Below are 13,382 nucleotides of genomic sequence, written 5' to 3' on the forward strand. Positions count from 1 at the left end.
TTTGCCAAGGAGAGGTCACGATGAGCCACGACAAGATCAACAAGTCCGACCCAAGCACAGGCCACGAAGCTTCACGGATCGAGGACCTCGAACGCACCTGCTTCGTCATCATGCCTTTTGGACTCAAGGAGGTCGCCGGACGAGAGGTCGATTTCACGGCGATCTACGAAAAGCTCTTCGAACCCGCAATCAACGCCGCAAGAACACCCGAAGGCGAGGCCTTGATTCCGAAGCGAACGGACATGGAGTCTTTTTCGGGCTCGATCAATCAGGACATGTTCGAGTACATCATGTACAGCCGCGTCGCCTTCGCGGACATCAGTGGCTTCAATCCCAACGTCTTCTACGAAATCGGCGCGCGGCACGCGACCCAGGAAGCGGGCACGGTCATCTTTCGACAGCAAGGACACTCGATTCCCTTCGACATCGCCACGATCAAGGTCTTCGAGTACTGCGACCCGACCATCCCCGGTGCCGACGAGTCCCGCGACTTGATCACCAGGGTGCTCACCAATACGCTCAAGCGAAATCGCCTCGACAGCCCGGTTCGCCTCGCTCTGCGCTGGCAATGGGGCGGCCAGCCGCAGCCACCCCGCGACAGCGGTGCACTGGCCTCTCCACCCGCTCAGTCTCACGATCCGCTGCGCCAGCAAGCTGCGACAAGCCAGGTTGCGCTGCAGGCGCTTCAGTCCGAGTGGCGAAAGCAGGAGGTCGAACACTTGCTGCGCGACGCAGAGGAAGCCGTTCGGGTCAACGAGTTGGAGACTGCCCGCATCCACTACTGGGCGGCGCTGCGCTTCGATCCCACGAATCTGTTGGCGCGCATGCGGCTGGGATTGGTTCTCAAGCAGCAGGGGCGCAACTATGACGCACTCGAAGAGTTCACGACCCTCAGCAAGCTGGCGCCGGACTACGCGGAAGCGTGGAAGGAGAAGGGGATCGCCGAGGGGCTGATCGCGCGGATGATTCCTGCGGAGGCGCGGAAGAAGGCGAGCTGGATGCCCGACGGCTCCGCGTCACTGCAGCGCGCGACGCGGCTGAACCCCAACGACTTCGACGCCTGGGCCTCACTGGGGGGCGTCGAGAGCAAGGTTCGAAAAGACCCCGACGCCGCGTATCGCATGTACATGAAGGCAGCGGAGGTGTCCGACGGACACCCCTACCCGCTGCTCAACGCGATCAAGCTCGAAGCAGGACGGACGGGCAAGATCGACTTGGGCCCCCTCGGCGACAGGCTCAAGCGCGCGGAATCGATGCGCAAGGCGCAGGCGCAAGCCACGCCTCCCGCAGATACGCCGTGGTGCTTCTACGACCTTGCCGAGATCCATTTGTACCGCTGCGATCGTGACGGCTTCATCCGGCAGGTAGTGGCAGGGATCGAGTACTCGACGGCGACCTGGCAGCTGGAGACCTTTCGGAACACGCTGCAAGGCACTCTGGTCGACAATCACATCAACCTGCCCGGGCTGTCGGACGGGATTCGGCTTCTGGAAAAAGGGATCGAGAACCGGAAAGAACGCGAGCGTGAACGTTCATGACCGAATTGACCTTGATGAGGCGGTGGCCGTCAACGACCAACTGATCGGCCAGCCGGGCAAAGAATGGCGAACAAACGCCGTGCAGAAACAGAACGTTTAGCGATCATGACATGTAGGGATACCCCAGATCATGAAAGTCATGACCGCGCCCTCTTCCCCCCGGCCCTTCTCCCGCGGGGGGAGAAGGGAGCTTCGTGAGTCGCTGGCGCGACTTTCACATTAACGATTCTCACTGTTGGCCGTTTCAATCCTTCCTGAACAAGCGGCCAATTATGCGCCGCCAGATGTTCAGAAAAATGCTGCGTTCCTGCCTCCAGGCCAGGAGTTCCTCGACAGCTCGCTCCGGAGTGGTGAATCGGCCCGTCTGCCGCGACAAATAGGCCGGATACATGATCAGTACGCCGGCGACGAGCTCATCGAGCGTTAGCGTGCGCGTGCGCCGAGGCGGCGGCATGAGGTCTACGGTCAGCCCCCAGCCGGCATAGAACGGCTGCCCGTAGCACACCACCTTCTTGCCACGCAACAGCGCTTCGAAGCCGGTCAGCGAAGTCAAGGAATGCACCTCGTCGACTTCATGCAGCAAATCACTCATGGCCACGTCCACCACCACTTCGTCACACCAACGAGCGGCATCTTCCTCGTCCTCCCCCCTGACGGCGCAAGCCAGCCGCGACGTCTGGATGCGGCTTGTAGATCACATAGGCATCGGGACTGGCCAGGCGTACGGCGCGAAGCAGATCCCGGTTCCGGCGAATACCTGGGGCACCATAAGCGAGAGAAGCGTCCGATTCCACTTGGCCGGGTACCAGAATCACTCGCGTAAAAGGCGACCCCGCCGAACGCCCAGCGAGGGCAGCTGGGGAGTAGGCGGACGACTGCGGCAGTGGCGCATGCTTGCGAGTGTGCGCTGGTCGACACCACCCTCCTCCGCCGACGTTGTACTTGGTCACCCCGGTCGAAACCAGGCGCTTCCGCAAGAGCTGCGCCCGCGCCAGCAAGTCCGCCTCGAAACTGCCGGTCTGCAACAGCACCTCAAGATCTGAAGGCCGCGTTGCATCGTAATAAATCCCTCGCCCGTCCATCACCCATGACAAGGGACGCACCAGATCCGCTCCCAGCCCCACCGAGCGCAGAAAGCCATCCTCGATCCTGACAATCCCGGTCTTTCCAGTATCAAAGGGAGGCGCCTGAACCAGCGCCTTGCGCCCCCCAGATTGCCACCACTGCCTGCTCAGGCAGGGCGTCAGCAGTGCCGGCAAAACGCACCCGGGACCCCTGAAAGAAATCTCTGACAATCGGCTTCTTCCAACCTGAAAAACCAATCGCCCCTATCTCAGGCGGAAAACGCTCACGCATCCGTCGCCGCAGACCCATCCAGTCGAGCAGGCGCTCCACTTCGCAGCGCTTGCCTGTTTCGGGATCAATATAGCGCGCATAGTCCACCAGCGTCGCATGCACCAGGCTCTCCAGCGGCACCGGCTGGCGCCGCGAAGGCGCCTCGAGATCATCCACCGTGAGGCCCCAGCCGGCATAGAAAGGCATGCCAAAGCTGCGCACCCGCTTTCCCCAAAGCAAGCCCTCGAAACCCATTTGCGAGGTCACGACATAAACCGCCTCGGCATTCTCCACGAGCATCACCGGATGAACATCCTGCGCCAGAACACACACCCGGGGATCCCTGGCCGAGGCGACGAGATCGAAGTGCCCCAGCTTGGTTCCCGCCGCCACCTCGGGATGGACTTTGAGTAGCACCTGGCAATCAGGATTCTCGGCCAACGCGGCCGCCAGCATCGCGTGAAAACTGGATGCGTCGGCCAAGCCATAGCGGATCGAAGCGTCACCGACAGTTTGATCGACCGCCAACACGTAGCGCCGCGCCCCGACAAAGTGCGCGGCACTCACGCCTGATCCGGAGCATGGCGGTGTCGACGGACCGTCCCGGTCTTGAATGGGTGCCTGCAACGGCGGCAACCATTCTCGAGCGTGGTTGTATTTCGACACCCTGGCCGCCCGCCAGCGCGCGATCAAAGCTTGCGCCCGGACCTGCCGGCCATCCGTCAGTGCGGTGGCGACCAGCCCTTCCAGGCGCGATGGATTGCTTGCGTCATAGTAGATGCCCAGATCGTCGACGACAATCGAAAGCGGCGGATCACTATTGCCCAGCCCTAGCGAGCGCAGGAACCCGTCTTCCAGGCGTACGAGCGGCATGCCAAGGCCTTTGGCGACTTTCTCTGCCTTCGCCGCACTCGGCTTGCGGCCCCAGGCAAGCACCCCGGAAAGCCCCTGCCTGTGCGTCGTCAGGCCCAGATACGTGACTTCCGCGTCAAGCAAGGCAGGAAGTCCCGGCAGGCGCGCCATGGCGCGCGACGTGGTGCCGAACACAGCCGTGGTCAAGGCTTCCGCCGAAAGCTCAACATTCAATCCCTGCTGCTGCCAGTTCCGCAGGAGCATGCGTTCTGCTGGCCAGTTGTGGCGACTCCCTGCCAGCCGCCGGCTATTGGCATGATGATAGGGCATCAATCCGCTAGCCGTGCTGCCAAAACCTAGGCCACGAACACTTGACCACGATCCCAGAAAAGACTTCACCCAAGCCAGAAACAACAGCCCCGCGCTGGGCGGCGCCTGCAAGGCTCTCACCAGTTCGGACCAAGTTTGCAGTGGCACGGTCAGCAGCCGGGTTCCGTCCTGCCAGGACGCTTCAAATCGACGCCAATCCTGAAGTCTGAACGCCATTTCCGGGCCGCTCACCACCACCCATTGCACCCCTTGCGGCACCGGCCCCGAAAATCCCGGCGCCGTGACCCACACATCGACGCGAGCACCAATATCGACCGCGCGACTGGAGCCCCCGTTGAACTGGTTGAAGCGCACCACCACGCCATGCCCATCGATCTCACTACCCAGGCCCGAGCCGATCAGGCTGCCGCCGTTGCCAAGCACGCAGATGCCATGGGCACTTCTGTCCAACAGCCACTGAGCGAACTGCTCGCGCCACTCTCCTTGCATGAGTCGTACACGGCTCTTGATTTCACACGCCGGACAATTCGCGATTGGCGCTCCTGGCGGGTATCCCGCCTCAGTCAGCAGATCAAATGCCATCCGCTGCTGCGACCCAGCCAACTGCTCTGATGCCTGCACCAGGAACGGTCGATGCCGCTGTACCAACGGCCGCCCCAGATCACGCCGGAACGTCAGATAGCCCAGCAAGCTCTGCGGACTTCGCCCCCGGGCCCAGATTCTCTGGTACAGGCGCAGCGTGCGCTGGTCGTACCAACCGGCAGCGCGGCGGCGCCGTGCGATCCATGCCAGCACTGCCAGCGGCGCCCAACGCGTCCACCGCGGCAAGCTGTTTTGCCCACGCCAGCCAAGCCAGTTTGCTTTCGGATTCGTGATCGTCATCACGCCGCGCAGGACTTTCCCTCGACGAACTGCAGGAACGCGTCTGCATTCCGCCAGACGTCAGCCTGCGCCAGCACTCGTGCCGAGAGTTCGTGCGTCGTCGCGGCATAACAGGCAGGCACGAGTAAGTTCTGCAGCGCGGCAAGACACTCCTCAGCATCGGACGCAAACAGTGCCCCGCAGGGGAGAAAGCGCTCGGCATCGGGTAGCGGCGAACACACGGTCGGAGTACCCCAAAAGCCCGCTTCCAGGACTTTCAGCGCCGACTTGCATTGGGTGAACGGCGTCACTTCCAGCGGCGCGAGATTGACCCATGCCGTTCGCACACGTTCAGCGAAGGCAGCAAAGGGGACTTTTTCGTGGTGCACAACCTGACCCTGGCGGGCTCGCAGGTCGAAGCGCAACGGACCAGTGACTTCCAGCCGTGCCCGAGGATTGGCGTGCAGGAAGCTTTCAATTCCAGAAGCATACACATCGAAATCTCGATCATGGCTGCGTGTGCCCGGAAAATAGGTGACCACAGGCTGATCAAGAGTTGCTCCGCAATCTCTTTTGGCATCTCGCCAGCTCATATGTACCGCGTTCGGCAACACCAGAACTGCCACGTCCGGAAAACAACGTCGTACATGCGCCGCCAAGGCGTCCGTCGAAACGCTCACCCGGTCGAAACAGGCGAGTGCTGCCGCATGCTCGGCAAACTGCCGCGTGACCTTCGCCAGCGCCATTTGCGCATTGACCACACCCGGGCTGTAGCGCGACAGCTGCGGATCGAATATCAGATCGTCCACTTCCGCCAACACGGTCGTCCCCTGACGTCGCAACCACCACAACAGCGATCGCCAGATCAGGGAATAGCGCGGACGATGAAAGACCGCCACGTCGAAGCGCTGCCCGGGGCGCAGCTTTGACCAATGCAGCCAGGTCACTCGGTGACCGAGCTTCTGCAGCGCCAGGCCCAGGTTTTCGCAGCGATACACGAAGGAAGGGTCCCGCCAAAAGAGCTGTGGATTGCGGTTGCACGCCAGAAAGGCGATGTTCAGCAGCGATGCCCGAGAATCGGCAGGCGGCACCTTTAAGGCAACCACGGCTTGCTGACTGCTGGCGAATGGCTCAAGGAGAAATCCGGCCGCTCGTAGCTCAGGTTCGGATTGTAGAACGGGTCATGATGGAGAATGCCCTGCCAACGCTTGCGCATGTATTGCACTTCTCGCCGCGCACGCCTGATTTTTTCCGGGCTGTCCTCCTTGCCCCGGGAAACCGACTCGTGGTGATACAACTCGGCATAGGGCGTCCATACCACGCGGCGCTTCGCGTCGCGAACACGCAAGCAATAATCAACATCGTTGAATGCCACGAGCAGGTTGACGGCATCCAGCCCCCCGAGATCCTGATAGAGCTTTTTCCAGGTCAACAGGCACGCTCCGGTGACCGCTGACAGGTCTTGTGCCTGCACAGCCCGGCCGCAATAGCCCGGCGCATCGTGCGCCAGGAAGGAATGCAGATGATGGGCCAGGCCACCCGGACCGACGGTGTCGCCCGCGTGCTGCACCCGACCATCGCCGAAATAAAGCTTGGCACCAACCACGCCCACGTCCGCCTGGATCAGATGGCCGAGCATTTCCTCGAGCCAGTCCGGAGTGATGACTTCGGTATCGTTGTTAAGCAAGCAGAGCACCTCACCGAAGGCGTTTGCAGTAGCGAAATTGTTGATCGCCGAAAAGTTGAAAGCCTGTGGATAGCGCAAGACACGGACCTGAGAACGCCCTTCCAGTGCCCTCAGATACTGCAGGGTCTCCGCATCGCTACTCTGGTTATCGACCACCAGCAACTCGAAATTTCGATAGGTACTCCTGGACAACACGCTCTCGACGCAGGCATGCAAATGATGCAACTCGTCGCGCGTCGGAATGATGATAGTGACCATTGGGCCAAGCGCCGGCAACTTGTAACGCACCCGGCAATAGTGGTGTTTGGACAACGTGGTGTCCGCGTCGACCCCCAAACGCGACAAGTGCCCAGCCACCGGCTGAATCAGCAGCGCTTCGTCACCCACAAACCCGTCGCCTGCCGGCTTTGGCAAGTGCAGCAATACGGCCGTTATGTGTTGTATCGCCGCAGAAGGAATTCGCTCTGTCGCGCGCAGGAGATAAGCATGCAAACCTTCCCCCGCCATACCATTTGCGAGAGCCATGGCAACACTCTCGAGCGCTACTGACGACACTTCTGCCACCAGATCCGCGCGTAGCGCCACCGCCGAGCGAAGATAATTTGACGAGCGCAGCAGTTCGAGCGACCAATCCGGTTTGAACTCCGGCTCAACGCGGCAACCGTCAGCGTCCAGATGGTCATGATCCGAGTAAAGCAGCCTGCTCTGCGGAGATGACAAGGCCGTACTGGCGTACCAATACAAGGCGTGCTCGGCAAGAACCGCCCCGGCTGGGATCGTCATCCACCAGTCGTGTTCGCCGTGCCCTGAAACAGAACTCTCGTCGGCACGCTGCAGGCCTTGCAGCGAGTGCACACTGAGCCACTCGGGGCCGATCGAGAGTGCTTCCCGCATGTCTGTCAGCTCGTTTTCCGGTGCCAGCACCAGCACACGCACATGGAGATAGAGCTGGCTCTGGAGTGAGTTTAGAGTGATCTTCAGTTGATCGATCTCTGTCACCCCGGCGAAAACCAGCAGCCCGAAAGCTGGCCGTTTCCGCCACTGCTTTGAGTGCCGAAGCATACCTCGGCGGTCATCACCGGTCAGGGCATCAACGCGCTCCAGCCATTGAGCATAGCTCAGGGTGGGGTAGTAGCCCCGCAGGCGACCTGCAAGCTCATACGATTTCTTCAAACCCAGGAGTGGCGTATGCCAGTGCAGACCGATTTTTTCACGCTGACTGCGTGGCTTGGTGAGGAAAATGTGCCGTACTCGCTGCACTCGTCGCAGTGCTACCCCGGCGGCATTGACCTTTTGCAGGGAAAAGTTCAGCAGTTCGAAACTTCCGCCCCCCCCCATGGGCTGAAACTCCAGCCGTACCACACCAGGCTGAAAATAAAGGAGTTCAAGAATGGTGCCCTTGAGCGATACCGGAATGTGGTACTCGACCCAGGTTGTGGAGGGACCCGCAACTTCGGCCAGCAGCGCCGTCGTGAAGTCCATACCCCGGCGATGAAGTTCACCTCGTAACAACACCCAGCCGCTGAGGTAGTGCCCGCTCTCCGGCAGCAATTCCAATCGCGGCTCCGGCCCCGTCACCAGCCATTTCCCCGTGCCGTCCTCGTGGGCGACATCGGCCAAGCCCTGTGCATTCAGAATCACCCTGCGCAAAGGCCTCGGCGACGGCGAGTGGCCGGGAATGAATTTGTGCCACATTAAGCGACAGCTTCCGAAGACGAGTGCGGTGCCGCTACGGGTATCCTCATGGCACCGCGCTCAGCGTCGACGCCACAGCCTTGCCCCCACTCCTGCCAAAATTTTATGACTCAAAGACGGCTTGCCGGGCGTGCGTTGCGCGATGCCGAGGCGAGCGGCCGGCACCTCCTCTCCGTTGACGATAAATCCGAACTCCATCCCCGCTGGCAGCTCGTCTTTTCTCAAGCCAGAGAACTGAAATCCACAATAAGCCAGCGTCTCCGGTACCGTGGGCAGGTGCTTCAGGCGCAGCTTGACGACATCCTCCCGCCGCTTCTCAAGCTTGAACACCTGCTGCACGCCCTTCAAACGAACGTAGCACCGAACCCCCTCGACATCCAGGTCGCTTGGCAACGCCCAGCCGGAGACGGTGAATCCTTCATGCTCGGTAAGAAGTTGACCATTGACCGGCTGGTCCAGATGCCAGCCGGAAAAAAAACTGCGCCAGAGCCGGTGAGCTCACTCTCTTGACCTGAAAGGCCACGCCCGCCGATTCGCTAGCCGTCAGGTCAAGTAGCGATTCTGCATACCTGCTCGCCTTCTTGGCGGCGTCGCCAGGGCCAGACATACTCTTTTCCATTTCCCAGTTGAGCACTACCGGTACGTAGCCTCTCTCGTCGAAGGCAGCCTTCACCTCCTGCTGATATTGTTCCGGAATGTAGGAGTCAAGCGCAAACTCGCCTCCGCCACCCTGACGGCACCATACTTCAACCAGATCGCCCGCCAAGCCCTGCGCAAACACCTTGTCCGCTACCCGGTCATACTGCGGTGAAAAGTCCTCACATATGACCGATGCCAAGGCCTCCGACGCGGGGATCTGGCGATCTGAAAGCTTCCGGTAGGTAAGGTCGCCGGACACCACAGGCACTTTCGCTTTCGCAAAAAGAGTCCGACAGAGCGTCGTCTTGCCCGAGCCCGGTGATTCGAGAAGCAGGAACACAAACGGCCGCTGGCGGCGCACATGGACGACGTAACGTGACAAGGGATCGCCCGCCTGTTGAACGCTGTAGCCGACGATCTTCCAGGCATACTCCGCAAGGATTTCGGCGAGCTTGCCACGGCTGGGAAACAGGCGCTCGTCGATGCTCCTCTTGACCGAAACCCATTCACTCTTGCCCGAGGGAGCTATGCCCATCTCCAGCACCAGTGTTCCATTGTCGGACAAGGAATCCATCAAGCGATGAATCAGAGCTGCCTGATCCTCCGCATAGTGGAGTGCGGAAGCGAGCAGGATGACGTCGAACCTGCCGTCCGGCAACTGTTGCCAAGACTGCGCAAAGAAGTGGCAGTCCGGAAACCTGACCTGTGCCCGGCTGACGGCAACCCTGGATTTATCAATTCCGATAGCCTCGGATGCGCCATCAAACCGGGCATAGCCACAAAAGAAGCCTTCATTACAGCCGACATCGAGGAAACGCTTGCCCTGAAACGAAGGCAGGCGCAACGCCTTGAGCTTGGCGACAGACTCTGAAGCCCCATTTACGCCCGGAAAGCTTTGATACTGCGTCATTCACCTATTTCCTATTGCTTGATTCATCCAGAGCTGCGGACCAGCCGGCGACGCGCACGGGGCCAGGCGCCCAAAAAGTGGGCTTGCGATGCCGTCTTCAGCCCGCCGGATGGCGCAGAGGCACGACGAAGCTAGCTGCCGAGAAGATCACAAAAACCGCGCCAAGGCGTCACCGAGCGCCGCTTTCAAAGCGGCTGCGTCATAGTTCCTCGCGGCATGAGCCCTCGCCGCCTCGCCCATGCGTCGCCATAGCTGCGGGTCCTGAAACAGCAACTGCACCCGCGCGGCCACCGTCGCCACATCGCCCGGTACCACGAGGAAGCCGGTCCTGCCCTCCACCACCAGTTCCGACAAAGCGCCGCGATTGTAACAAACTACCGGCCGCCGGGCGGCCATCGCTTCCAGCACTGTGCGGCCAAAGGACTCCTCGACGCTTGAAAGGCTGAGCACGACATGCGCCTCGGCCAGCGCTGCCTGCGGCGTGGTGGCGTAGCCAGAGAACAGCACATTGTCACTCACCACACCTTCTCTCTGCTGTGCTCTCAAGGCCGCAATCGCTGGCGTCTCCGGGCCAACCAGCAAGCAGCGTATTCCGGGCGCGAGCGTGGCCAACTGCCGTGCCACTTCGACGAAGTCGGCCACTCCCTTCTTGGCCTCATTGCTACTGATCATGGCCACCTTGAAGCCGTCATCCTGTGCCGGGAAGGGCAAGTCGAAGTGGGAGCAATGCACAATATTCGGCACGACATGTATCGGCATCTTTGCTGTGTCGCCACTCTCGCCCTGCAGGTAACGCAACACCCTCCGCGAGTTGGCAATCAAGCCGTCCGCATGCGTCAGTAGTCGCTGGCGGATTTGCTCCGCGCTGGCCCCAAGAACGCCGCAGAGTGCTGGATCGCTCTCCGGCACTTCGCGGACGTGAACTGCCACCGGCAGCTGCAAGCTTCTTGCAGCCAATAGAGGCTCATCGTGCACCAGCGTATTCAGGTAGACGAGGTCCACCTCATGGGCTCGTATCAGGCGTTGAAAATTCATCAAGGTCGCCGCGCACGGTGCCATACCCTGCTTCCACCAACCATACGGAAGCACCGCGATGGCAGTCGCGCGCTGCCTGATTTGATCGAAATAACCCGAATGGTGCACGCCGGGGAGAGAGACCAACACGTTCATCCGCAGCTGATTGAGTCCGTCCAGAACATCGAGGAGAGAAATCTCGGCACCAAACAGCTGTGGCCCCGCCAGATGTGCGCACACCAGAACCATGGGAGCGTTGGCGCGCCGGGTCAGCGCCCCTGCAAAGGTCGGTAGAGGCTCCAAGCCCTTCTCTCCGCTGCGTTCGAGATAGTCGATCAGCGCACTGATTTCTGGAGCCGTTCCCGCGCCCTTCGTTGCGTTGGCAGCGCACGGGAGATGGCGCACCCGATAGCCACTACTGCTGAAACCCGGTCCCGGATCACGATCTTCACGAATGCCGTGGGCGAGAAAATGCCACAGGCCATCGACTCCTTTGTCGGCCAAATCCGGGTAACGCCGCATGTACCAGTCGGAATCGAACAATCCGGAATCCAGTACCCGCCACCCAAGGGGCGGCTTCGGCAGCCCGCCGACGCTGCGTTGAACCCTGCCAGCGCAACTGATCCAGACTGGCAAGACGGGAGTCTCCCGTGGCTCGGATTGCTCGCCAAGCAGCCAGGCATGATCGAGCACCTCCACCGACGGCGCATCGTCCAGCGGCAACGCAAGCCCGGAATGCGCCCAAAGAAACAGTCTCGAACAACGCACCGTCTGGCCTGGCAAGACCGTAAGCACCCCACGCTCTCTTAGCAAAGTCCGCACAGCTTCGCTGACCCGACCCAAGGTCGGTCGTGTAACGTCCGCAAGATGGAAAACGGCAAGTTGGCCAGCAAGCTCCGACAACTGGCGCAGGCAATCCTCGATCGTCGCGGCCTGCGGCGAATCGCTCGAGAAATCAGCCACCAGCAATCGCGCGAACTCGTTGGCAGGTGGCTGACGCAACATCGTTTCTGGCGCCGGAAAAGGGCGCTTCAGCGGTTGCGCAGGCAAGGGAGAAAAGCCTGCCCGCCGTATTTGCCGGTGCCAGGATTCGAACGACTCCTGGTACTCCCGCCGCAATCCGTAATCCAAGCTGCGGGCGTGCGTTTCCGATCGCTGGGTCAGTGAATGCGGGTGATGCCGCCCAAACGACAAGGGTACGCCGGGTAGCACTTCCTTGATCGCCCGCCCCCCATAAAGGCTCAGGATGCGATAGTAGTATTCGGCGTCAGCACCCACCGTAACGGCATCCCAATAGCCCAGGACGTCCACCGCCTCACGACGAACCATCAGCGAGGAAATATTGCCGTGTACCCACTGCGCCTGCGGACGCGGATGCTGTTGCGCGAAGACAAGCGCGGAGCTACAACGCACCCAGTTCGAAACCGACGCCTGACAGGCTGGCGAAGCGAGCAAGGCCTTTACCTGCAAGGCCAGTTTCTCGGGGTGCGACCAATCGTCTGCGTCGTGCGTGGTAACAAAAGCTCCCGAGGCATGTGCCAGCCCGGTGTTGCGCGCGGCATAGGCGCCCTGGTTGGCGCCATGTTGCAGCAGGGCCACGCGCTCATCGCGCCGCGCCAGTTTACGCACCAACTCGACGCTGCCATCGGTACTGCAGTCGTCCACCACCAGCACTTCGAGGTTGCGCCAGGTCTGCTGCAGGACACTCTCCAATGCAGTGGTCACGGTAGCGACGGCGTTGCAGAGTGGAACGATCACACTCACCTTCGGCTGGGACCCAGTCTCGATTGCGGGAACGGGCGCAAGCGCAAGGTTATCGAGCGACAGCGGCTGCCCTGGGTTTCTAAACTTAACTGCTGCCAGCCCCCCCAGCAACAAGGCCCGATTGATCCATTCCAGGCGCCGCCCAGCCGGCTCATCGAACCAGGTGTTGGCATAGGCCAAATACAGGTCAGGCGTGTTCGGTCGCTGCGTCAAGGCAAGCCTCAGCACTCGCCTGGCATCAAGCAGGCATCCCTCGCGGCGCAAGGCATCGCCTTCCAACAAGACCGGTCCGGCCGGGCTCAGGCAGTTCGCCGCATGGGACTGCGCAGCAAGGCTTGCCGCCCTGCACCAATTCCCATCCTGAAATGCCAGCCAACCGGCCAGCACCCAGGCCGCATAGGCGCGCTCCTCGGGGCGCGCGCCATCATCGACCAACAGCCTCTCCAGCGCGTCACGAGCCCACTGCGAAAAACCACCCCACAGCTTCGCTTCGAGCAAGCAGGCTCGGTTCTCCCTCGGCAATCGCCCCTCGCGACGACCGTACGCGAGGTAGTGCTGCAGCGGATCAATTCCAGCCGCGGCAACATCGGGATAGGTATGCAAATACCAGTCCGGACTGAAATGATCATCCCGTTGGGGCAAGGCCGGCTTTCTGCTACTCACGTATCGCCTCCAAGAACATTCCGCCGGCCCGACTTCTCCACCGCAATGGCAGCCTTTTCGCGCACTCGAGCCGCCCCCGCCACTCCCACGCCGA

General features: G+C 61.2%; 9 protein-coding genes. 1 reads left to right on the forward strand and 8 read right to left on the reverse strand.

Annotated elements, in window-relative coordinates:
• Positions 1 to 20: 20 nt before the first annotated feature.
• The gene (locus E4Q23_RS07660; RefSeq protein WP_169066078.1) at positions 21 to 1,538 is read left to right on the forward strand and encodes a tetratricopeptide repeat protein; all 1,518 of its coding nucleotides are present in this window, start codon (positions 21 to 23) and stop codon (positions 1,536 to 1,538) included.
• Between the two features lie 244 nt (positions 1,539 to 1,782).
• Here E4Q23_RS07660 and E4Q23_RS24530 read toward each other — a convergent pair whose 3' ends face one another.
• The 8 genes from E4Q23_RS24530 to E4Q23_RS07695 form a co-directional block, all read right to left on the reverse strand.
• The gene (locus E4Q23_RS24530) at positions 1,783 to 2,130 is read right to left on the reverse strand and encodes a hypothetical protein (protein WP_272873649.1); all 348 of its coding nucleotides are present in this window, start codon (positions 2,128 to 2,130) and stop codon (positions 1,783 to 1,785) included.
• Between the two features lie 22 nt (positions 2,131 to 2,152).
• Positions 2,153 to 2,662, reverse strand: coding sequence for a hypothetical protein (locus E4Q23_RS24535; RefSeq protein WP_336511628.1), 510 nt, complete (start codon positions 2,660 to 2,662; stop codon positions 2,153 to 2,155).
• A gap of 49 nt (positions 2,663 to 2,711) precedes the next feature.
• A complete protein-coding gene (locus E4Q23_RS23675; protein WP_336511629.1) occupies positions 2,712 to 4,850 on the reverse strand; it encodes a glycosyltransferase family 29 protein in 2,139 nt (712 codons plus the stop codon).
• Positions 4,851 to 4,936: 86 nt separating this feature from the next.
• On the reverse strand, positions 4,937 to 6,022 hold the full coding sequence (locus tag E4Q23_RS07675) for a glycosyltransferase family protein (RefSeq protein WP_169066079.1): 1,086 nt from the start codon (positions 6,020 to 6,022) through the stop codon (positions 4,937 to 4,939).
• Positions 6,010 to 8,223, reverse strand: coding sequence for a glycosyltransferase family 2 protein (locus E4Q23_RS07680; protein WP_169066080.1), 2,214 nt, complete (start codon positions 8,221 to 8,223; stop codon positions 6,010 to 6,012). Before E4Q23_RS07680 ends, E4Q23_RS07675 begins: the two co-directional genes overlap by 13 nt.
• A gap of 135 nt (positions 8,224 to 8,358) precedes the next feature.
• Complete coding sequence (locus E4Q23_RS07685; protein ID WP_211203674.1) at positions 8,359 to 8,691, reverse strand: hypothetical protein; 333 nt, start codon at positions 8,689 to 8,691, stop codon at positions 8,359 to 8,361.
• A gap of 25 nt (positions 8,692 to 8,716) precedes the next feature.
• A complete protein-coding gene (locus E4Q23_RS07690) occupies positions 8,717 to 9,847 on the reverse strand; it encodes a methyltransferase domain-containing protein (RefSeq protein ID WP_169066082.1) in 1,131 nt (376 codons plus the stop codon).
• Positions 9,848 to 9,994: 147 nt separating this feature from the next.
• A complete protein-coding gene (locus E4Q23_RS07695; protein ID WP_169066083.1) occupies positions 9,995 to 13,288 on the reverse strand; it encodes a glycosyltransferase in 3,294 nt (1,097 codons plus the stop codon).
• Between the last annotated feature and the right edge of the window lie 94 nt (positions 13,289 to 13,382).

The sequence above is a fragment of the Candidatus Accumulibacter phosphatis genome (genome assembly GCF_012939955.1).
Classification (GTDB): domain Bacteria; phylum Pseudomonadota; class Gammaproteobacteria; order Burkholderiales; family Rhodocyclaceae; genus Accumulibacter; species Accumulibacter delftensis.

Coding starts and splice junctions, on each gene's coding strand:
- E4Q23_RS07660 (WP_169066078.1), top strand. CDS start 21: ATGAGCCACGACAAGATCAACAAGTCCGACCCAAGCACAGGCCACGAA.
- E4Q23_RS24530 (WP_272873649.1), bottom strand. CDS start 2,130: ATGAGTGATTTGCTGCATGAAGTCGACGAGGTGCATTCCTTGACTTCG.
- E4Q23_RS07690 (WP_169066082.1), bottom strand. CDS start 9,847: ATGACGCAGTATCAAAGCTTTCCGGGCGTAAATGGGGCTTCAGAGTCT.